Source organism: Phycisphaerales bacterium, from assembly GCA_016699835.1.
GTDB lineage: Bacteria > Planctomycetota > Phycisphaerae > Phycisphaerales > UBA1924.
In genome coordinates this window covers 3,126,542-3,146,400 of record CP064987.1, presented here as the reverse complement: position 1 = coordinate 3,146,400, position 19,859 = coordinate 3,126,542, and the positions used below count along the sequence as shown (strand labels likewise).

Annotated in this window: 16 protein-coding genes and 1 pseudogene; 11 read left to right on the top strand and 6 right to left on the bottom strand. The window is 65.5% G+C overall.

Annotated features, from left to right (window positions below; genetic code table 11):
- Positions 1-129 precede the first annotated feature (129 nt).
- The 6 genes from IPK69_13045 to IPK69_13020 all read left to right on the top strand — a co-directional run bounded on the left by IPK69_13045 (position 130) and on the right by IPK69_13020 (position 4,556).
- Entirely contained in the window at positions 130-630 is a 501-nt protein-coding gene (locus tag IPK69_13045) for a hypothetical protein (protein ID QQS08885.1), read from the top strand.
- On the top strand, positions 627-1,592 hold the full coding sequence (gene atpB, locus IPK69_13040; protein QQS08884.1) for a F0F1 ATP synthase subunit A: 966 nt from the start codon (positions 627-629) through the stop codon (positions 1,590-1,592). Before IPK69_13045 ends, atpB begins: the two co-directional genes overlap by 4 nt.
- Before the next feature lie 107 nt (positions 1,593-1,699).
- Entirely contained in the window at positions 1,700-1,990 is a 291-nt protein-coding gene (locus IPK69_13035; GenBank protein ID QQS10487.1) for an ATP synthase F0 subunit C, read from the top strand.
- A 75-nt stretch (positions 1,991-2,065) separates the two neighbouring features.
- A complete protein-coding gene (gene atpF, locus IPK69_13030) occupies positions 2,066-2,671 on the top strand; it encodes a F0F1 ATP synthase subunit B (protein QQS08883.1) in 606 nt (201 codons plus the stop codon).
- A 56-nt stretch (positions 2,672-2,727) separates the two neighbouring features.
- Positions 2,728-3,336, top strand: a complete 609-nt coding sequence (atpH, locus tag IPK69_13025) for an ATP synthase F1 subunit delta (GenBank protein QQS08882.1) — start codon at positions 2,728-2,730, stop codon at positions 3,334-3,336.
- Between the two features lie 20 nt (positions 3,337-3,356).
- Complete coding sequence (locus tag IPK69_13020; protein ID QQS08881.1) at positions 3,357-4,556, top strand: phosphoglycerate kinase; 1,200 nt, start codon at positions 3,357-3,359, stop codon at positions 4,554-4,556.
- An 86-nt stretch (positions 4,557-4,642) separates the two neighbouring features.
- Here IPK69_13020 and clpX read toward each other — a convergent pair whose 3' ends face one another.
- The 5 genes from clpX to IPK69_12995 form a co-directional block, all read right to left on the bottom strand.
- Positions 4,643-5,959: an ATP-dependent Clp protease ATP-binding subunit ClpX gene (clpX, locus tag IPK69_13015; protein ID QQS08880.1), complete on the bottom strand. Its 1,317-nt coding sequence runs from the start codon at positions 5,957-5,959 to the stop codon at positions 4,643-4,645.
- A gap of 239 nt (positions 5,960-6,198) precedes the next feature.
- On the bottom strand, positions 6,199-6,549 hold the full coding sequence (locus IPK69_13010) for a hypothetical protein (protein QQS08879.1): 351 nt from the start codon (positions 6,547-6,549) through the stop codon (positions 6,199-6,201).
- An 8-nt stretch (positions 6,550-6,557) separates the two neighbouring features.
- Positions 6,558-7,313, bottom strand: a complete 756-nt coding sequence (locus IPK69_13005) for a hypothetical protein (protein QQS08878.1) — start codon at positions 7,311-7,313, stop codon at positions 6,558-6,560.
- Positions 7,314-7,372: 59 nt separating this feature from the next.
- Entirely contained in the window at positions 7,373-8,119 is a 747-nt protein-coding gene (locus IPK69_13000) for an HAD hydrolase-like protein (GenBank protein ID QQS08877.1), read from the bottom strand.
- Between the two features lie 73 nt (positions 8,120-8,192).
- Positions 8,193-8,468, bottom strand: coding sequence for an acylphosphatase (locus IPK69_12995; GenBank protein ID QQS08876.1), 276 nt, complete (start codon positions 8,466-8,468; stop codon positions 8,193-8,195).
- Between the two features lie 364 nt (positions 8,469-8,832).
- Between IPK69_12995 and dnaG the strand changes: the two genes are divergently transcribed.
- The 4 genes and pseudogenes from dnaG to IPK69_12975 all read left to right on the top strand — a co-directional run bounded on the left by dnaG (position 8,833) and on the right by IPK69_12975 (position 14,866).
- Positions 8,833-10,767, top strand: coding sequence for a DNA primase (gene dnaG, locus IPK69_12990; protein ID QQS08875.1), 1,935 nt, complete (start codon positions 8,833-8,835; stop codon positions 10,765-10,767).
- A 105-nt stretch (positions 10,768-10,872) separates the two neighbouring features.
- A pseudogene (locus tag IPK69_12985) lies at positions 10,873-12,747 on the top strand (sigma-70 family RNA polymerase sigma factor).
- A gap of 203 nt (positions 12,748-12,950) precedes the next feature.
- Entirely contained in the window at positions 12,951-14,114 is a 1,164-nt protein-coding gene (gene pdhA, locus IPK69_12980; GenBank protein ID QQS10486.1) for a pyruvate dehydrogenase (acetyl-transferring) E1 component subunit alpha, read from the top strand.
- A 281-nt stretch (positions 14,115-14,395) separates the two neighbouring features.
- A complete protein-coding gene (locus IPK69_12975) occupies positions 14,396-14,866 on the top strand; it encodes a hypothetical protein (GenBank protein QQS08874.1) in 471 nt (156 codons plus the stop codon).
- Positions 14,867-14,902: 36 nt separating this feature from the next.
- Here the strand turns inward: IPK69_12975 and purD are convergent, their stop codons facing one another.
- Positions 14,903-16,357 carry a phosphoribosylamine--glycine ligase gene (gene purD / locus IPK69_12970; GenBank protein QQS08873.1) on the bottom strand — a complete coding sequence of 485 codons (1,455 nt, stop codon included), beginning with the start codon at positions 16,355-16,357 and terminating at the stop codon, positions 14,903-14,905.
- 119 nt (positions 16,358-16,476) lie between these two features.
- On the opposite strand from purD, the gene IPK69_12965 reads away from it, so the two are divergent.
- A complete protein-coding gene (locus IPK69_12965) occupies positions 16,477-19,788 on the top strand; it encodes a hypothetical protein (protein ID QQS08872.1) in 3,312 nt (1,103 codons plus the stop codon).
- Positions 19,789-19,859 lie beyond the last annotated feature (71 nt).

Sequence of the window (19,859 nt, the reverse complement as noted above, 5' to 3'; positions counted from 1 at the left end):
GAGGAGAAACGGTGATCACGGGCGTGGCGTTTTGGCGTGCCGAGGGCTATCCTTTCGCCCACGTTTGGACCTCCCAAACCCGGCCCAACCAAATCCGGCCAAGTTCCGTACACCGCAGTCTTTGAAGTCATGCCCGACGTGATCGCTCCATCCCGGCCTCTGCCCGACGCGGCCCGTCCGCCTCGCGGGCTGTATGCGTGCGTGGTGCTTGTCACGGGGTTGCTGGCTCTCGGGGCGGCGGTGCTCATGGCTCGGGTGCTCGATGAGCCGACGAGCGCGGCGACCCGGTCGGTGATGCTGATTGCGCTTGGGGCCGGGGTGCTCGTGTCGTTTGCGCCGGTGGTGATCCGCGGGAGCGGGGAATCGTGGGGCATGATCGTGCTCGCGACGTCGATGGTGCGGGCGATGATTGTCATGGGCGGGGCGGCCGGATTGACCATGTTGGCGGACCGGCCGATCCGTGATGAGACGCTGTGGCTGCCTTTGGTCGTGGGCCTGGTGATCTTTCTGGTGATCGAGTCGGGCGCGGCGGTGTATCTGCTGTCGCGGATGGACAAGGCCCGGCGGGCGTTCGCGGCATCGCGGAGCGTCCCGGGCGTTCGAACCTTGAGCGGGAGCGTTCACTCGTGATATCGCACGCGATCCAATCGATTCTGTTGAACGCCACGCTGGCCGCGGACCCCTCGCAGCACGTGTATGACCATCCGTTCAGGATCGGGCACGACGGGCGCTGGATGTGGTCAGGGAACATGGGGAACCTGGTCCTCAGCGGGATCATTCTGATCGTCGTCGGGCTGTATGTCGCGTCGAAGGTGAAGACGGGACCCGAGAGCCAGGGGACGGATCGCTACGTCACCAAGGGTCGATTCGCGCACATGATCGAGGTGATCTGTGTGTACATGCGTGATGACGTTGTGAAGCCGCTGCTCCACGACCGAACGAGCACGTACATGCCGATCCTGTGGACGTTCTTCTTCTTTATTCTCGTGAACAACCTGCTGGGCCTGCTCCCGATCATGGACGTGGTCCACCTGCTCAACAAGGATTGGGCCGAGGCCCATATCACGCCGATCGGCGGCACCGCGACGCAGAACATCTGGGTCACGGGCGCGCTGGCGATCCTCGCGTGCATCGTCTTCAACGTGGCGGCGATCGCCCGCCTTGGGATCGGCGGGTACCTGAAGCACCTGACGGGCGGCGCGCCGCTCATCGTGGCCCCGCTCATCTTCGTGCTCGAGTTCGCCGGGCAGATCCTCATCAAGCCGATCGCTCTGGCGCTTCGTCTCTTCGCGAACATGACGGCGGGGCACATCCTGCTCGCGACGCTGCTGGGCTTCTTCTCCATCTGGAACGTCGAGAGCGTCGGCGCCCCGATCAAGGGGGGCGTCTCGATCATCGCCTTCTTCGCGGCGATGGCGATCTTCTTCCTCGAACTCTTTGTCGCCTTCCTCCAGGCGTTCATCTTCACGTTCCTCGTGGCCGTCTTCATCTCGCTGATGGACCACCACGACGACCATTCCCACGAACATTCGGAGCATGGGCACGACCACGGGCACGCCCATGCCCACGGGCACGAGCACGCCCACGCGTGAATAACGGCCCCCACTGCTCCTTCGGGGAATGTTCCGAGGAGCGATCCAACCGCCCGTGACGATTGAAAGGACGATTTGAAATGAAGATTCTCGCAGGTTCCAAGGCCATGTTCCTCACCGCAGCCGCCGCTCTTGCTGCGACGTCGACCGACGTGCTCGCGCAGGCGGGCGAGGCGGCCGCCGCCTCCAGCACGGGCAAGGGCCTGGCCGTGCTTGGTGCGGGCATGGCGGTGGTTGGTGGCGGTCTGGGCATCGGCCTGATCGGCAAGGGCGCGGTCGAGTCGATCGCCCGTCAGCCCGAGGCCGCCGGCAAGATCCAGATCAACATGATCCTCGCGGCCGCCCTTATCGAGGGTGCGACCCTCTTCGCCGTCGCCGCCGGCTTCCTTGCCAAGTAATCCAATCCTCGGCGGGCGTAAGCGCGCCCGCCGATGGTTTCTCGCGATCGAATCAACACTCACGGAGTCGAACCGATGATGCTTTCTCCGACACTCTTCGCGAACGTGATGCTCGCTATGGCTGAGCCCGAGGCTGGGCACGCCGCCGGTGATGCTCACGCCGCTCACAAGCCGCTCGAGGCGATGCCCGGGATTCCAGAGGGCACGATCACGGGGATCATGGCGGTCGTGATCTTCCTCGTGGTCTTTGCGGTGCTCGCGGTCAAGGTCTGGCCGACGATCGCGAGGGGTCTGGATGAGCGGGCGAAGAAGATCAAGGACGAGATCGACGCCGCCCAGCAGGCGAAGGTGCAGGCGAAGGAGGCTCTGGAGCAGTACCAGCAGTCGCTCGCCCAGGCTCGCGTCGAGGCGCAGAAGGAGATCGACAAGGCCCGCGCCCAGGCGCAGGTGATCGCGGCGGAACTGAAGACCAAGGCCGACGCCGAACTCGGGCAGATGCGCGAGAAGGCGATGCGTGACATCGAGGCCGCCAAGCGGGCCGCGATCGCCGAGGTCTACTCGCAGACGGCGTCGCTCGCGTCGACAGTCGCGGGCAAGGTGCTGAAGCGTTCGATCAACTCGGGCGACACGCAGTCGTTGGTGGAGGAGTCGATCCGCCAACTCGAGACGGCCGGCCGCTGATCGGCGTGTGTTTCGCGAGTCCCAACCGCTGTAGAACAGAAACCCGAGGCCCGACCATGCCGTTCTCTGCCGCCCAGCCCGACACCGTCGCCCAGAACTACGCGAAGAGCCTGTACGAACTGGCGGACAAGGCCGGCGGGCGCTCAAACGTGGAGACCACGCTCGCGGAGATCGAGGAGATCCTCGAACTGGCGCGGGAGAACCCTCGGTTCGCCGAGTTTCTCTCGTCGCAGGCCCTGGGCGCCAAGACGCGCTCGCCCAGCCTCGACTCGATCTTCAAGGGTCGCGTCTCGCCGCTCGTGCTCCGGTTCATCCACGTGCTAAACGAGAAGGGGCGCCTGCCCAACCTGCCGGCGATCGCGACGGCGTTCGACGCGATCGTGCAGGAGAAGTTCGGGCGCGTCGAGGTCGATGTCTTCACGGCCGAGCCGCTCTCGCCGAATGACCTCGGACAGATCCGCGACCGCCTCTCCAAGGCGCTGCACAAGGACGTCGTGACGCATCCCTACGTGGACGCGTCGATGATCGGGGGCGTGAAGTTGCGCATCGGCGACCAACTCGTCGATGGCTCCGTCGCGACGAAACTCCGCACCCTCAAGGACCAGATCGCCCGCGACGGCGGAGCCTCGCTCCGGGCCCACTTCGACCGCATCCTCGGCGACTAATCGCCAGTTTGGACCCACTCATGGCGAAGAAGACGATCAGCAGCGTGGACGTCAAGAACAAGCGCGTCCTCATCCGCGTGGACTTCAACGTCCCGCTGGAGAACGGCACGATCACCGACGACCGTCGCATCCAGGCGGCCGTCCCGACGATCGACTCGGTCACCTCGCGCGGCGGGATGGCGATCCTCGTCTCGCACCTAGGTCGCCCCGAGGGGAAGGGCTTTGAGCCCGAGCACTCGCTGAAGCCCTGTGCCGCGCACCTCAGCAAGATCCTGGGGCGGCCCGTCGGATTCCCGTCGCACGACTGCACCGATGCCGCCGCGGCCCAGGCCGTGCAGGGCATGAAGCCCGGCGAGGTGGTCCTGCTCGAGAACCTCCGCTTCCACAAGGGGGAGAAGAAGGGCGATCCGGCGTTCGCGGCGAAACTCGCCGGGCTGGCCGATGTGTACGTGAACGACGCCTTCGGCACGTGCCACCGTCCTGACGCGTCGATGGTCGCCGTCCCGAACGCGATGAAGGGAAAGCCCCGCGTGTGCGGGTTCCTCGTCGAGAAGGAGATCAAGTATCTCTCGTCGGCGATCGCGAACCCGGCGCGCCCGTTTGTGGTGGTGCTGGGCGGTGCAAAGGTCTCGGACAAGTTGCCCGCGATCGAGAACCTCCTGCCCAAGGCCGACACGGTGATCGTCGGCGGGGCGATGGCGTACACGTTCCTGCAGGCGCTCGGGCAGCACGTGGGCACGAGCCGCGTCGAGACCGACCGCCTGAACGACGCGAAGCGGATCATCGAACTCGCCGCGACGCGCAAGGCCGAACTCCTGCTGCCGACGGATCACGTCTGCTCGACGCAGTTCGATCAGTTCTCGGGGACGATCGAGGTGCAGGAGACGATCAAGGACGGGTTCATGGGGCTGGACATCGGGCCGAACTCGCAGGCCGCGTTCTCCAAGGCGATCCGTGCGGCGAAGTCGGTCGTGTGGAACGGGCCGATGGGCGTCTTCGAGTGGGCCCCCTTTGCCGTGGGCACCAAGACCGTCGCGAAGGCGATGGCGGAGGCGACGAAACTCGGCGCGACGACGATCGTCGGCGGCGGGGACTCGGCGGCGGCGGTCGAGAAGTTCGGCCTCGCCGACTCGATGTCCCACGTCTCGACGGGCGGCGGGGCGAGCCTGGAAATGCTCGAGGGGCACAAGTTCGAGTCGGTTGAACTGCTCGACGCGTAGGGCACGCGAACACACGATTGCTATTACACAAACGCCGCGTGAGAGACACTCACGCGGCGTTGTTCATTCAGGGATGGTCCATGAACTCATGCGGACTCTTTGCGCTTCGCGACGCGGAGGTCGGTGAGCGGCTTGGGATTCTCGACGTCGTCGGCGTCGATGCGATATTCCACGCCGTCGTTGTCCATGTCGGGGAGGTGGTACATCATGGGGAGCATGAGTTCCTCCATGACCGAGCGGAGGGCGCGGGCGCCGGTGTCGCGGGCGACGGCCTTCTGGGCGATCGCGAGGAGGGCGCCCTTGGTGAAGGTGATCTTCGCACCCTCGAGCGAGAAGAGGTGCTGGTACTGACGCACGATCGCGTTCTTGGGCTCGGTGAGCACGCTGACGAGCGCCTCGGCGGAGAGGGGCATGAGCGGGGCGAGCACGGGGAGGCGACCGACGAACTCGGGGATCATGCCGAACTCGATGAGGTCGTCCGGGGTGACCTGCCCGAGGATCTTCGCCTGCTCGACGCCGTCGTCGGTCTCGCGCTGGGTGACGCTGAAGCCGATGCGTGACTTGCCGATGCGCCGGCGGATGATGTCGTCGAGCCCGACGAACGAGCCGCCGCAGATGAACAGGATGTTGGTCGTGTCCATCTGGATGTACTGCTGCTCGGGGTGCTTGCGGCCTCCCTGTGGGGGGACGTTGCTGACGGTGCCCTCGAGCATCTTGAGGAGGCTCTGCTGGACGCCCTCGCCCGAGACGTCGCGGGTGATGCTGACGTTGTTGGAGGTCTTGCCGACCTTGTCGATCTCGTCGATGTAGATGATGCCGCGCTGGGCGGCCTCGAGGTCAAAGTCGGCGGCCTGGAGGAGTTTGAGGAGGAGGTTCTCGACGTCCTCACCGACATAGCCGGCCTCGGTGAGGGTCGTCGCGTCGCCGATGGCGAAGGGGACCTTGAGGAGTTTCGCCATCGTCTTGGCGAGGAGAGTCTTGCCCGAGCCGGTCGGCCCGATCATGAGGATGTTGGACTTGTCGAGTTCCACGGACCCGGCCTCGGCGGACTCGAGGTGGAGCAGTCGCTTGTAGTGGTTGTGGACGGCGACGGCGAGGGAGCGTTTGCCCAGGTCCTGGCCGATCACGTACTGATCGAGGTATTCCTTGATCTCACGCGGCGCGGGGATCTCGCGGAGGGAGTGGCTGACCGAGGAGACGCGGCGCTTCTCCTGGCGGAAAATGTTCTGGCACAACTCGGTGCAGTGGGTGCAGATATAGACGGTGTTGGGTCCCTCGACCATGGGCCCGACGTCACGGCTGGTTTTGCCGCAGAACGAGCAGGTCGTGACCTTCCGCCCGCGGAAGGAGCCCGCGTCGCCGCCGTTTGCCCCGCCGTCATTCCCGTCCGTCCGCTTCGCCATGCTCGCCTCTCATCCCAAGGAGTGTTGCCCCGGTCATGGGGGCCTGGAAGTAGGTTCGGCTGCGCCCGCCGAACTGCTGCAAGTCTATCGACGCACGCTCCCGCAGGCTGCATCCTCGCGTCGCGCAAAGGCGGCGTCAAGACGTTTCGTCCGCAGGGACCGCCTCATCGGCACAATCGTCGCTGCTTCTCGACCATTATCAGACACCCGGACGTTCGCCGACCGAGTGGGCGGCGTTCCTATCGGGTCCGTTTCGTTTCTGAGGAAGCGTTGGTTCCCGAACCAGAGTTCTTCAGCCGCTCGACCATCACCCGGCGGGTCGCGTCGTATTCCTCGGGCGTGATCTGGCCCCGGTCACGCATTCGGCGGAGATCCTCGAAGATCCCGTGATCGCCGGACTCGGATAGGCCGCGCTTGGCGCGTCGGACGATCCACCAGCCTATCCCAGCACCCACGAGCACGAGGACGATGGTGACGCCCAGCCACATAGCGACCTCGAGCACCTTCGTCTCGTCGCGCACCGCGAGCGTTGGCGAGAGGAGCCACTGGGAGGGCGCGTGGGTCTGGCTCGCGAGAAGTGTCCCGATCATGGTCGGCGTCAGGCGTTGCCCGAGGCGATCGCCTCGCGGATGGGCAGGAGCAACCCGGGGACGACGCGCGTCTCGAGCAACTCCTCGCCGATCCCCGAGAGTTTGTCGAAGATCTTGGGGAGGTCGGCGACGTCGTTCACGGGCCCGAACTTTCGGAGCGTGAGATAGACCGAGATCGGGTCTTGCCCGTCCGCGGGGTCCTTCGGTTGAGACGAGGGCGAGGGCCTGGTCTTGACCTCGAAGTGGACCTCCAGATCGCCGGGCCTGCCAAGGGCGAACCCGATCATGGGTTGGCAATCGATCGGCATCGCGCCGGGGACATCGAGCAGCGTCGCGAGGGGCGAGCCGGGAATGAGGGCTTCGAGGACGATCGCGTCGTGGTTCCCGCCGGCGGCGAGGTCGAAGCCATACATCAGTTCGATGTAGTCCACGTCGAGGGCCGTCACGGAGAGATAGACCGGCGCGAGGGAGAGGACGCTCTTGTGGAGGGCGTAGCCCTCGGCGAGGGTGGCGGGGTTGACGCATCCCGAGCGGATGTTGGCGGCGCGGCAGGCGAGCCAACGGTGCGGCATGTCGGACTGGGGCGACTCGAGCGCGAGCTCATCGCGGAATCGGCGGAAACTCGCCATGTGCGAGAACTGGCGGCGGATGCGCTCGAAGAACTCGAGGACCGTCTCCCGTGTCTTGGGGAGTTCGAGTTTCACGTTCAACTTCTGGTTGACGTAGAAATCGGTGCACAGGGCCTTGTAACTGTCGGAACTCATCGAGGAGGCTCCTCGTGGAGGGCATTCGTGGCGCCGATGGTGGCGGCGTGGGAAGGACTTTAGGTCGCCGCGGCGCGGGGTGGTGTTCGGGTGGCGTGAGCCTTGTCAAGCGGGGATGCGTCGAGCAGCCACGACGCGATATCACGGGCGTCGGCGAGCGATTCGACGACGCGGTCTGCCCCGGCAGCGTGGAGGTCGGCGGTGGTGTGCACGCCCGTGGCGACGCCCAGAACACGGTGCCCATGAGCGCGCGCACAGCGGACGTCGTGCGGTGTGTCGCCGATGATCGTCGTTCGCGTGACGCCGAATCCTGCGGACTTGGCTCGGGCCGTGGCAATGGGCGGGAGATGCTCGCGGTCGGGGGGCGTATGGGGCGAGTCGTCGCCCCAGGCGTGCACGGGGAACCACGAAGGATCGATGCCCGCGGCGTGGAGTTTCAGGCGGCCTGTCTCAGGAAAGTTTCCGGTAAGGACGCCCAGGACCGACTCGGTGTGTCGCGCGCGCAGGAGTGTGAGAAGTTCGAGCACACCCGCGAGCGCGTAGGCCGAGCCGGGGGCTTTGAGCATTGGTTCGAGGTGGCGGCGATACGCCCCGCGCATGGCATGGATGTTCGCGGGCGACGCGTCAAGGGAGTTTCGTTCGAGCATGTCCCCCAGAATGAGCGGATCGAGACGGCCCGCGAAGTCGATGCCATCGATCTCGAAGGTGTCGCCGAAGAGTTCGCGCCCCGCGGCGTGCATGGCGCGGAGGCCCGCCCTTTGGGACTTGAGCATGGTGGCGTCGATGTCGAAGAGGAGCAGGTGCATGGCGAATGGAGTCGTGCGGTGCGTGGATTGGTGTTGGTGAATCTGGGACGATGAACGGCGGTGAAGTATTGACCTACCGGCGAATCACAAAGCCTGTTTCGCCTTCGACCACTGGGATCGGGGCGTGGTGCTGGGTCGAGATGTTGCGGGCGAGCACCTCGTTCAGGCGGGCGAGGAATCGCGAGACCTCGGCCTCGTCGCCCTGCGCTTCGAGCGTGACCGAGAAGTCAGGTGCAGGGTCGTTCCGGACCCAGCCCGCGATGGCGAACCCATTTGCAAGGTCCCTGGTCGTGGCCCGGAAGCCGACGCCCTGGACGCGACCAAAGTAGACGGCTCGGCGACGATGCATGGCGGATTGTTGGCGAATCGATGGTGTTGATCGGGGTGAAGATGGGCGAATCGAGTGGTCCGAAAAGAATTGAGTGGGCGAAAGTTGACGGATTTGTTGGCACTCGGCGAATCCTGTGCTACGTTTCTAGTGGACCGGATGCAGGCGCCTCCGTGCTGCGCAAGGGCAAAGGCTCGGCCAATAAAGCCCCGCAGAAGATTCGTGACCTCGCCTGTGGATATCCCGTCCTCTGGACACGCCGCGTCGCCGAAGGGCGATTCGGAAGAGCAAGGTGCATGTGAGCGGGCCGTCGTTCGGACGCCCGCATGATTGGCCGTCCAGAGGTCGTGGCTCGTTCTCGGTCGTTGAACACAATTCCAGATGCGTGGGTGGTGGTCTCGACCAGTCGGAATCCTCGCGAGAGGTGCGTCCGAGTGGCGGGGCGACGGGACGATTTGTGCCGGGGCATTTCCACGACAACTCGGATCGTGAGCGTGTGCGCGACGCGGCGGACATCGTGCGCGTGGTGGGCGAGCACGTCTCGCTCAAGGCGCGCGGACGAGAGTTTGTCGGCTTGTGCCCGTTCCACGACGACCACAAGCCGTCGATGAACGTCGTGCCGGCGAAGGGGATCTTCCACTGCTTCGTCTGCGGCACCGGGGGCGATGTCTTCAGTTTCGTGCAGCGGTTCCACAAGATGGAGTTCCGCGAGGCGCTGATGTATCTCGCGGAGCGGTTCGGCGTGGAGTTGACGCCGGTGTCTTCGCGTGAAGGGACCACACCGCAGGGTCCGAGCCGGTCGGACCTGTACGAAGCGAACGCGACGGCCCTGAAGTTCTTCCGCACGATCCTTGGCGACGCGAACCACGGCAAGGCGGGGCGGGACCTCATCGAACGTCGGGGCATCGCGAGCGAGATGGTCGAGCAGTTCCAGGTCGGGCTCGCGCCGGATCGGTGGGACGGGCTGTGCCTTCGCATTTCCCAGTTGCGGCTTGATCCGCAGGATTTTCTCGACGCGGGGCTCATCAAGACGCGCGACGACGGGAGCGGGCGCTACGACACGCTGCGGAATCGCCTGATCTTCCCCATCCACGACCAGATCGGTCGCGTGGTGGCGTTCGGCGGGCGACGCGTGGACGACGAGGACGAGCCGAAGTATCTCAACTCCCCCGAAACGCGCGTCTTCCGCAAGTCGGCGACGATCTATGGGCTGCACCACGCGGCGAAGTCGATCCAGCAGACACGCATCGCGATCATCACCGAGGGGTACACCGACGTGATCGCCTGCCACCAGGGCGGGTTCACGAACGCCGTCGCGACCCTGGGCACGGCACTCACGCGCGAGCACGCGGCGATCCTGCGGCGGTTGTGCGACGGCGTGGTGCTGCTCTTCGATGGCGACGAGGCTGGGCAGCGGGCGGCCGATCGCGCGGTGGAGGTCTTCTTTGCCGAGCCGTTGGACGTGAAGATCTGCACGCTGAACCGGTTCACCGACGCGAAGGATCCGGACGAGTTGCTGAAGCGGCCCGAGGGTCGCGAGGTGTTCGAGCGTGCGATCGCGGCGTCTCAGGACCTGCTGACGTTCCGCTTCGCGCGGCTTCGCGAGCGGTTGAATGGGGCCGGGGTGGCGGCGTTGTCGCGGGCGATCGACGAGGAACTGGCGCGACTCGCGGAGTTGGGACTTGCGGATGTGCCGCCGGTGCGTCAGGCGTTGATCGTGCGGCAGATCGCCGGGCTCGCGGGGCTGGACGAATCCACGATCCGGCGCGCCATCCCGATGGGACGAGGCAAGCGAACTACCGCAAGCGATGGCCCGGATGCGCAGGAGCAATCTCGGCGGCTTTCGCTCGCGAGGCTCTCACGCGGGACGCTCACGCCGGGCGAGCACATGCTTGGGTGCGTGCTGTGCGATGGCGCGCTGTGGTCGCGAATGAGTGATGCGGAGCACGAGTGGCTCTCGCCGCCGACGTTTGCCGATCCGACTGTGGCGCGGCTCGCGGGGACGGTGCACGATCTCGGGCTGGCCGGGGACGAACCGACGCTGGCGCACGTGCTCTCGGCGACGGAGGATTTGGAACTGAAGGACGCGGCGATCTCGCTGCGGACCCGGATGGACTCGGAGACGCTGGGGAATGCCGAGCAGTTGCTGGCTCATTTCGAGGCTTGCCGGACGAGGCTGCGGCTCGATCGGGCGTCGGGGAATCCCGCAGGAGGCGAGGCGGAGTTGAAGCCCGCGCTGGAGGCGCGGGTCCAGGAGCAGAGGCGATTGCACACGGAGATCGGCGGCGATCGACGCGTGCTTCCCAAGCCAAGGGTGTGAGTGTGTTTGCGATGTGTGGGTCGGTGTGGTGTGTGCGTGCCAGTGGAAGAGGAGTGGAACGTGATCGGCAATCTCCATCCAACGGTCTACGGCCTGATCGAGTCCGGGCGTTCGCGCGGCTGGATCAGTTACGAGGAACTCAACGCGGCGATGCCCGACGCGATGGTCGACCCGGCGCGCGTCCACGACCTGCTCATCGTCCTCGACCACGTGGGCATCGAACTGGTCGACGAACTGGAGTATCGCGCTCGGGCCTTCCGGGCGTCGCGCGAGATGGCCGGGGACGCGACGAACGCCAAGGGCCAGCGCGCCATGACCGTCGCCGGCGGCGAGCGCGAGGGCGAGTCGGCCGCCCTGCGCGCCAAACTCCATGCGGCGACGCGCCCGGAGCCCGAGAGCAAGGAGGACGCCGAGGCCGCCGCGTTGCACCGCGAGTTGATCGAGGCCGCCACCGAGGTCGCGGGGACGCGCCTCGACGATCCCGTGCGGATGTACCTCTCGCAGATGGGCTCGATCCCTCTCCTCTCGCGCGACGAGGAGGTGCGACTGGCGAAGAAGATCGAGTTCACGCGGATGGTCTTCCGTCGGCGATGCCTCGAATGCGACCACATTATCGCGGGCGTGGCGGACATCGCGCGCCAGGTGCTCGAGGGGCGGCTGCCGTTCGATCGAACGATGCGGCTGTCGTCCTCCGAAGAAAACTCGCGTGATCGCATTCTCAAGCGTCTCCCCGAGAACCTGAAGACGATCGATCTCCTCCTTGCCGCGAATCGCGACGACTGGACGAATCTGGAGAACTCCCGTGCCGCGGGCGATGAGAAGGGCGTGAGCCAGATCGCCGCCCGGATAGCGTCGCGTCGCGGGCGCATGGCGATCCTGAGCGAGGAACTCTGCGTGCGCACCGGGCGGATCATCCCGCTCATGCGCAAACTGCGCTCGATGGCGAAGAAGATGGTCGATCTCGAGCAGGAGATCCGCATCGCCACGGGCAAAGCCCGCGCCAAGGGGCGCTTCGCCCGCCTCCAGAAGCAGTACGAGCCCGAGGATATCGAGGTCCTGCGCGAGGAACTCGCGGGGATGCGCTCGCTCGTCCTCGATGATCCCGCGACCCTCGTGCGGCGCATCCGCGAGATCGCAACGGTCTTCTGGGAGTACGAGCAGGCCAAGCGAGACTTGTCCGGCGGCAACTTGCGCCTCGTTGTCTCGATCGCGAAGAAATACCGCAACCGCGGGCTGTCGTTCCTCGACGTCATCCAGGAGGGGAACACAGGGCTTATGCGCGCGGTGGACAAGTACGAGTACAAGCGCGGCTACAAGTTCAGCACGTACGCGACGTGGTGGATCCGCCAGGCGATCACGCGCGCTATCGCCGACCACGCGCGGACGATCCGCATCCCCGTCCACATGATCGAGACGATGACGAAACTGCGGAACATCCAGAAGGCGATCCTGCAGGAGTTCGGGCACGAGCCGTCGGTCGAGGAACTCGCCGACAAGGCCGGGCTTTCGGCGACGGAGACCCGGCGCGTCCTGAAGATCAGCCGGCACCCCGTCAGCCTCGATCGTCCGATGGGCGAGAACGAGGACAGTTCCTTCGGCGAACTCATCGAGGACGATCGGCAGTTGACGCCGGCCGATGTCGCCGCCCAGGACATGCTCCGCGGTCGCATCGAGGCCGTGCTGAAGACGCTGACCTATCGCGAGCGCGAGATCATCAAGTTGCGCTATGGCATCGGCGATGGATACACCTACACGCTCGAGGAAGTCGGGCGGATTTTCAAGGTCACGCGCGAGCGTGTGCGCCAGGTCGAGGCCAAGGCGATCCGCAAGCTCCAGCACCCAGTGCGAGCGCGGAAACTCGAGGGCTTCGTCCACTCCGATCCTCAGGCGACCTCGCGAGTGGTCCGTGTCGAGGTGACGGTCCGTAGAACGCGATCGAAGGCGGCGGCACCGTCGGACACCCCGAACGGCGAGATGTGATCGAACGAGCCTGATCACGGACTCTGGCATGGGGACGCGCAGATGCCCCTAACGGAACCCGTTCTGTATTAACACCATGGCCCGGGAGTTAGGGGTTTCCCTAGACTTTCTCGTCCGTTCGGTCGATGTGCATACTGGAAGCGTTTGCACGAGGAAGGCCGACGGGCGCAGGACGCCCCATGACCCAGAGCATCAAAGCCGCCATGTCCGATCCCAAAGCCAGTTCCGCTGGGGTGCCGCTGAAGGACCCGGGTCGGATTCCCGACGCCGAGCGTCGCCCCTCGTCGTTGCTGCCCCCCGCGACGCTGGTGAAATGGCTGCGCGACATGCTGCTCATCCGCGAGTTCGAGAACCGTTGCGCTCAGTCATACCAACACGCAAAGATCGGCGGGTTCTGCCACCTGTACACGGGGCAGGAGGCCGTCGCCGTCGGCACGGTCGCCTCGATCAACCACGACGACCCGATCATCACGGCGTATCGCGACCACGGGCACGCCCTGGCGCGCGGCATGGACCCCGGCGCGTGCATGGCCGAGATGTATGGCAAGATCACCGGCTGCGCCAAGGGCAAGGGCGGGTCGATGCACATGTTCGACAAGCCCAACTGGCTCTTCGGCGGGCACGGAATCGTCGGCGCCCAGACGCCCGTCGGCCTGGGCCTCGCCTTTGCCGCCAAGTATGAACTCGAGGTCCTCAAGACCGGCGTGCACGGCGGGCCCGCGAAGAAGAAGGTCGCGCTCGCGTTCCTCGGCGACGGCGCGCTCAACCAGGGCGCGCTCCACGAAGCGATGAACCTCGCGGGCCTCTGGGACATCCCCGTCATCTTCATCGTCGAGAACAACGGCTACTCGATGGGAACGGCGATCGCCCGCGGAACGACCATGGCGCACGACCTCACCAAGAAGGCCGACGCGTATGGCATCCGTGGCGCGACGATCGACGGGCTCGACATCATGGACCTCTACGACGACTTCAGGCCGCTCGCCGACTGGTGCCGCGAGAACCAGAAGCCGGCCTTTGTCGATCTCAAGACCTATCGCTATCTCGGGCACTCGATGTCGGACCCGCAGAAGTACCGCACGAAGGAAGAGGTCGACGAGTTCAAATCGCGGGACTCGATCGATCGCCTGGCGCACCACCTGATGAGCGAGCGCAAGGGATCCGACGGGCGGCCCGTCCTCTCCGAGGCGATGTTCATGGACATGCAGACGGAACTCAAGGAGATCGCCAAGAAGGCGGTGGACTTTGCCGAGGCCTCGCCGGTGCCTGACATGAGCGAGTTGTACACCGACGTGCTGCTGAACCCGATGCCCAACATGAGCCCGATGGGCGAGTACACGCACGGCTCGAAGAACCCGCTGCTCTGAGTCTTGGCGCTCTCGTCCCGGACGTTCATGGCCGGGATTCCTGTGCGGAATCTCCAACTTTCACGTGGTTCGACCTTCTCGGACTCATGTGAGCGGCGTGTGGTTCTCTGCGTTTCCGGACGTTGAGCCGAGCGAGTAGGGCAAGCGTGCGCGACTCGGCGGCCCGTGATTGGGGGTTCGCATCGGATTGGGGCCATGTCGGGGTCGATGACCGTGGGAAGCGGCGGCGTGTTCCCGACTCCTTGGGAGACGCGATCGACCGCGAGTGGGAGGAATCGATCATGGTTCGCAACCTTGTGGGCGTGCTCGTGAGCGTCTTTGTGATCAGCGTGATTGCGGCGGTGGCGATGGCTATCGCGGGGCAGGTGATGCCCGAGTCGATGAAGGCCGACGGTGCGGGGATCGCGTCCAATGCGTGGATGGCGGCGAGCATGATCGTCTCGCTGATCGCCGCATGTATTGGCGGGATCATCGTGGCGGCGATCACCAAGCAGCCGAAGGCGGCGATCGCGCTCGCGGCGCTCGTTGTCGTGCTGAGCCTGGGTGAGCGGTATCTCCCGCCGATGGTCTCGCAGGCGCACGCCTCGACGACGATGATCGCGGAGAAGACGGGCGTGATCGACACGGTGGACCAGCCCGCGAAGCCCGGTTGGTTCATGCTCGCCGATTCGTGCATCGCGGGGTTGGGCGTGATGCTGGGCGCGCGCGTCTCGGGGGCCAAGTCGCTTCCCAAGCCCAAGAAGAAGGACTAAAGCGTCCCGACCAGATTGCCCGGCGAGTCGGAAGGCTTACCGCGTGACGCGTGAGGGCGCGCCGATGTCGCGACGCATCACTTTCCCCTCGAACTCGATGAGGTCGCAGGCGGCATACGCCTTGGCGCGGGCCGCCTCGAGCGTTGGGCCCAGGCCCGTCACGCCAAGGACTCGACCGCCGGCGGTCACGACCTCGCCGCGCTCGTTGAGTCTGGTCCCGGCGTGATCGACAGCGACGCCCGGGAGGGCCTCGGCCTTGTCGATGTTGTGGATGGGGATATTGAGCCGGGGCTTCTCGGGATAGCCGCTGCTCGCGAGGACCACGCAGCAGGCGCTCGCGGCGTTCCACGTGACCTCGCACTCGTCGAGCCTTCCCTCGCATGTCGCGACGACGAGTTCGAGAAGGTCGCTCGTGAGTCGGGCCATGAGCGGCTGGCACTCGGGATCGCCGAAGCGGCAGTTGAACTCGAGGACCTTGGGTCCAGCGGGCGTGAGCATGATGCCGGCGTAGAGCACGCCGCGATAGTCGATTCCTTCGCGCCGGAGGGCATCGACGCTTGGCACGAGGATCTCGCCCTCGATGCGCGACATAAGTCCGTCATCGATGAGCGGTGAGGGGCAGAAGGCGCCCATGCCGCCGGTGTTGGGGCCTGTGTCGTTGTCGCCGAGGCGTTTGTGGTCCTGGCAGGGAGGCAACACGAGGATGGTGCGCCCATCGGTGATCGCAAGGACGGAGACCTCGACACCGGCGAGTCGCTCCTCGACGACGATCTGTCGCCCGGCCTCGCCGAAGACCTTGCGCACGCCAATGTCCTCGATCGCGCGGAGACCCTCAAGAAGAGTGCCGGGCACGATGACGCCCTTGCCCTTGGCGAGGCCCGCGGCCTTGATGACGGGGAGGTCCGGGCGGGCGAGTTGGTACGCCTTGCGGATCGCGCTCTCCCGCTCGATCTGCTGGTTGATGAACGCGCGACGCTCGGCGGGATCTCGATACTGATCGGCCTTGGACCAGAGCGCGGCGAGCGTGTCGTCGTCGGCCTGGATGCGTGACTCGAAAAACCGCCTCGCCCCCTCGGGATCGGTGAAGGAGCGTCCCTCGGCCGTGGGAATGGAGGCCCCGCGCATGAGTTGCTTGGCCCACGCCTTGTCGGCCTCGAGGCGGGCGCCCTCGGCGCCGGGACCGAAGACGAGCACGCCGACGCCGCGGAGTTTGTCGGCGAATCCTTCCGCGAGCGGATCCTCTGGGCCGATGATGGCGACATGGATGCGTTCACGCGTACAGAACTGCTCGAGGCGATAGATCTCGCGGATGCTCACGGGAACATCGACGGGCTTGCCGAGTTCGCGCAGGCCCGGGTTGTCGGGATGGGTGATCCAGAGCGTGCCGAGGCGTGGCGACTGGACCAGTTTGCGGGCGAGCGCGTGCTCGCGCCCGCCGCCACCGATCAGGAGGACATTGAGAGAGTGCGGGAGCGCCGACGGGTTTGGCATCCCCGATGGTACCGCCTGGAGAGCGTCGGCAGGAGACGAGGGTGGCTCCTAACCTCAACCGTTAGCGGCAATCTTGCCCGGCGTGAGCCGCGAGGGTCGCCAAGGCGGAGGCGTGGACCATGCGAATTCCGAAGGTCTCGGTGGTATGGCGGGCCATGACCGCGGCAGTGACGATGTCGGTCGTCCTCGCCGGCGTCGCGCGCGCGGGCGAGCCCATTGTTGTGGACTCCTGCGACGACCCCGCGACGTGGAAGGTGATCACGGCCGAGGGCGTCGAGTTGAAGGTCCACGCCGACGACGCGCCGAGCGGGCGGTGCCTGCGCCTCGACTTCAACTTTGTCACCGGGGGTGGATACTGCATCGTGCAGCGCGACTTTGCGCGCGCCCTTCCGGAGAACTTCGAGTTCACAGCCCGCCTCCGCGGAGATGCACCGGCAAACAACCTGGAGTTCAAACTCCTCGACATCGAGCCGGGCGAGCACGGCACACCCGAGAGCGAGAGCGTCTGGTGGGTGAACAAGCGCCGGTTCGAGTTCCCGCGCGAGTGGACGACGCTGCGCTACAAGGCGAGGCGCTTTGAGTTCGCGTGGGGGCCGAATCACACGCTGCGACCTGAAAACGTTTCCAGAATCCAGTTCGCGATTGCCTCGGCCGAGGGCGGCCGGGGATCGGTGTGGCTGGATGATGTGACCTTTCGCGAGTTGCCGCCGACGAATCCGAACCCGCCGGCGATGCGCGCGACAGCATCGAGCACCCACCGGATGGTGTCGCTCGTGCAGCGTGTGCTCAATGTCAAGCATGCCGGGCAGGGACCGTTCGAGGCCTGGCAGCCTGCACCACAGGATCGATCGCCCATCGTCACGATCGACTTCGGTGGCACGCGCGAGTTCGGCGGGGTGGAGATCGAGTGGGAAACCCCTCCAAAGTCGGTCCGCGTCGAGACATCGAGCGTTGGAGTTGGTGAGAACGCCAGATGGGAGATTGTGGGCACGTACGCGGATCTGCTCGCGAACTCCACGACGCGCACTCCTATGCAGGATGGCGAGGCCGAGGGTGTGCGGCTCGTGATGGAACTGGGTGAAACACGGCCTTCGATCCGGGCGATCCGCGTGCGCGAACCGGACTATGGCGTCTCCATGAACGCCTTCTGGGCGAGTGTCGCCCGTGACGTGCCCGCGGGCACACTCCCTGCGGCGTGCAGTGGAGTTCAGACGTACTGGACCGTGCTCGGCGCGCCCGAGCATGAGAACGAGGCGCTCATCGCGACGGATGGTCGGATCGAGGCGTTCAAGTTGGGTCCGTCGCTGCAGCCGGTGCTGTTCGTGGAGGAAGGCCCCGACGAGGGCAAGCGTGCTCACATGGTCGCGTTCCATCCTCAGGCCGCGACGTTGGCCGAGGGTCATCTGCCGATCGCCAGCGTGACGCTCGCGAGCGATGAGGGCGACACGATCCATATCGAAGCGTTTGTCACTCCCCACGCGACGACGCCCGTGCTCATGGCGCGGTACGAGTTCGAGATGGCCGCCCGTGACCATGCGGTCGTGACACCGGCGCTCGCGCTCCGGCCGTTCCAGGTGAATCCGCCGTGGCAGTTTCTCAATAACCCAGGCGGGGCCGCGAAGGTGTCGTCGATAGAGCGCGAGGGCGATGACGAATTCAGAGTGAACGTCGAGGACTCGCACCAAGGCTGGGCATTCCGCGTCTCACCACCGCCGGATCAAGTCGTGATGCGTGCCTTGGCCTCGGGCGAAGTCGGGGTGGAGCCGCCGACATCGGTCGAACACTCGTCGACAAGCACTCATGACCAACTCGGAGCGGCATCACTGGCGGCGATGTGGCGCCGCAGGACCAGCCGGGTTGGCGCGTTCGAGGTGTATATCACTGTGCCCATGGTTGCCGGCGGAGAGTCGCGTGCGATCACCGCGAACGAGTACATCGCGGCACGCAACGAAATGTCCGCGGCCTGGAAAGATCGCATCGAGCAGGTGAAGTTCATCGTCCCCGAATCTGCGCAGCCACTGGTGGACACGGCGTACTCCCAACTCGCCTTCATCCTCATCAACCGCGACGGGCCGGCGATCCAGCCGGGATCACGGAGTTACGAGCGATCGTGGATTCGCGACGGGTGCCTCACGTCGGCGGCGCTGCACGCGTTCGGCTTCCACAACGAGACGCGCGAGTTTCTCGAGTGGTACGCGGATCACCTCTTCGAATCCGGCAAGGTGCCCTGCGTCGTCGATCGTCGCGGGCCTGAGCCGGTGACCGAGAACGACTCGCATGGTGAGTTCATCTTCGCGATCCTCGATGACTACCAGTACACCCGCGACAAGGCATTTCTGGAGCGGATGTTCCCCAAGGTTCGAAAGGTCGTGGGGCATATCGAGTCGATCCGCGCGACCCGGCTCACGCCCGAGTTCGAGTCCGACGCGACGAGGCAGGAGCCCGGCAAACCTGCCGTGCCCGTGCGCGCGTTCCGCGGGCTGGTGCCCGAGTCGATCTCGCACGAGGGGTACTCGTCAAAGCCGATGCACAGTTACTGGGACGACTTCTTCACGCTGCGCGGGCTGCGTGATGCCGCACGGATCGCCGATCTTGTGGGTGAGAAGGAAACCGCCGGCGCGTGGAATACGTTCGCCGACGATTTCGAGAAGGATCTCACGGCGTCCATCCAACTCGTGCAAGCCGCGCATGGCATCGACTACGTGCCCGGTTGCGTGGAACTCGGCGATTTCGACTCGACCTCGACGACAATCGCGGTCTGGCCGTGCGACGCCGTGAACGAGACACTCCGGCCCTCGTACCTGCGGACGTTCGACCGCTACTGGGACAACTTCACGGAACGTGAGGCGTCGAGTACGTGGGACGCCTACACGCCTTACGAACTCCGTCATGTCGGGAGCCTTGTCCGACTTGGCGAGCGTGTGCGGGCGAACCGCGTGCTGGGCTGGTACATGGGGCACCAGCGCCCGCCGGGGTTCCGCCACTGGGCCGAGGTCGTCTTTCGCGACGCCGACACGCCCAGGTTCATCGGCGACATGCCCCACACGTGGTGCGGGTCGGACTACCTGAACTCATTCCGCTCGATGTTCGTGTACGAGAAGAACGAGTCGAGGGCAGATGGATCGCTCGTGTTGTTCGCGGGTGTGCCCCACGAGTGGGCGAGCAACGAGGATGGCGTCGGTTTCACCGAACTCTCGACACACTTTGGCGTGCTCTCCGCGAACTACGCCGACGCGACAGGCGATCGTGCGGTCGTGACGGTGTTCTCGAAGAATGGCGTGTCGCCGCCGGGCGGCCTGGAACTCGCACTCCCCCACCCCTCGCCGCCGAGATCTGTACTTGTGGATGGTGAGGAGAGGGACGCGACTCGGCCGATCGTGATTGGCTCGATCCCGTCGGGAAACAGCGTGCGAGTTGAGATTCGGTATTGAGTTTGAGATAGTGCCAGGTGAGGAAGTTTGGAGTGCACGAGCGAGACGCCTGTGCCACGAGTCAAAGAGTA

Coding starts and splice junctions, on each gene's coding strand:
- IPK69_13010 (QQS08879.1), bottom strand. CDS start 6,549: ATGATCGGGACACTTCTCGCGAGCCAGACCCACGCGCCCTCCCAGTGG.
- IPK69_12975 (QQS08874.1), top strand. CDS start 14,396: ATGGTTCGCAACCTTGTGGGCGTGCTCGTGAGCGTCTTTGTGATCAGC.
- IPK69_13045 (QQS08885.1), top strand. CDS start 130: ATGCCCGACGTGATCGCTCCATCCCGGCCTCTGCCCGACGCGGCCCGT.
- atpF (QQS08883.1), top strand. CDS start 2,066: ATGATGCTTTCTCCGACACTCTTCGCGAACGTGATGCTCGCTATGGCT.
- clpX (QQS08880.1), bottom strand. CDS start 5,959: ATGGCGAAGCGGACGGACGGGAATGACGGCGGGGCAAACGGCGGCGAC.
- IPK69_13020 (QQS08881.1), top strand. CDS start 3,357: ATGGCGAAGAAGACGATCAGCAGCGTGGACGTCAAGAACAAGCGCGTC.
- atpH (QQS08882.1), top strand. CDS start 2,728: ATGCCGTTCTCTGCCGCCCAGCCCGACACCGTCGCCCAGAACTACGCG.
- IPK69_13000 (QQS08877.1), bottom strand. CDS start 8,119: ATGCACCTGCTCCTCTTCGACATCGACGCCACCATGCTCAAGTCCCAA.
- pdhA (QQS10486.1), top strand. CDS start 12,951: ATGTCCGATCCCAAAGCCAGTTCCGCTGGGGTGCCGCTGAAGGACCCG.
- purD (QQS08873.1), bottom strand. CDS start 16,357: ATGCCAAACCCGTCGGCGCTCCCGCACTCTCTCAATGTCCTCCTGATC.
- IPK69_13035 (QQS10487.1), top strand. CDS start 1,700: ATGTTCCTCACCGCAGCCGCCGCTCTTGCTGCGACGTCGACCGACGTG.
- IPK69_13005 (QQS08878.1), bottom strand. CDS start 7,313: ATGAGTTCCGACAGTTACAAGGCCCTGTGCACCGATTTCTACGTCAAC.
- IPK69_12965 (QQS08872.1), top strand. CDS start 16,477: ATGCGAATTCCGAAGGTCTCGGTGGTATGGCGGGCCATGACCGCGGCA.
- IPK69_12995 (QQS08876.1), bottom strand. CDS start 8,468: ATGCATCGTCGCCGAGCCGTCTACTTTGGTCGCGTCCAGGGCGTCGGC.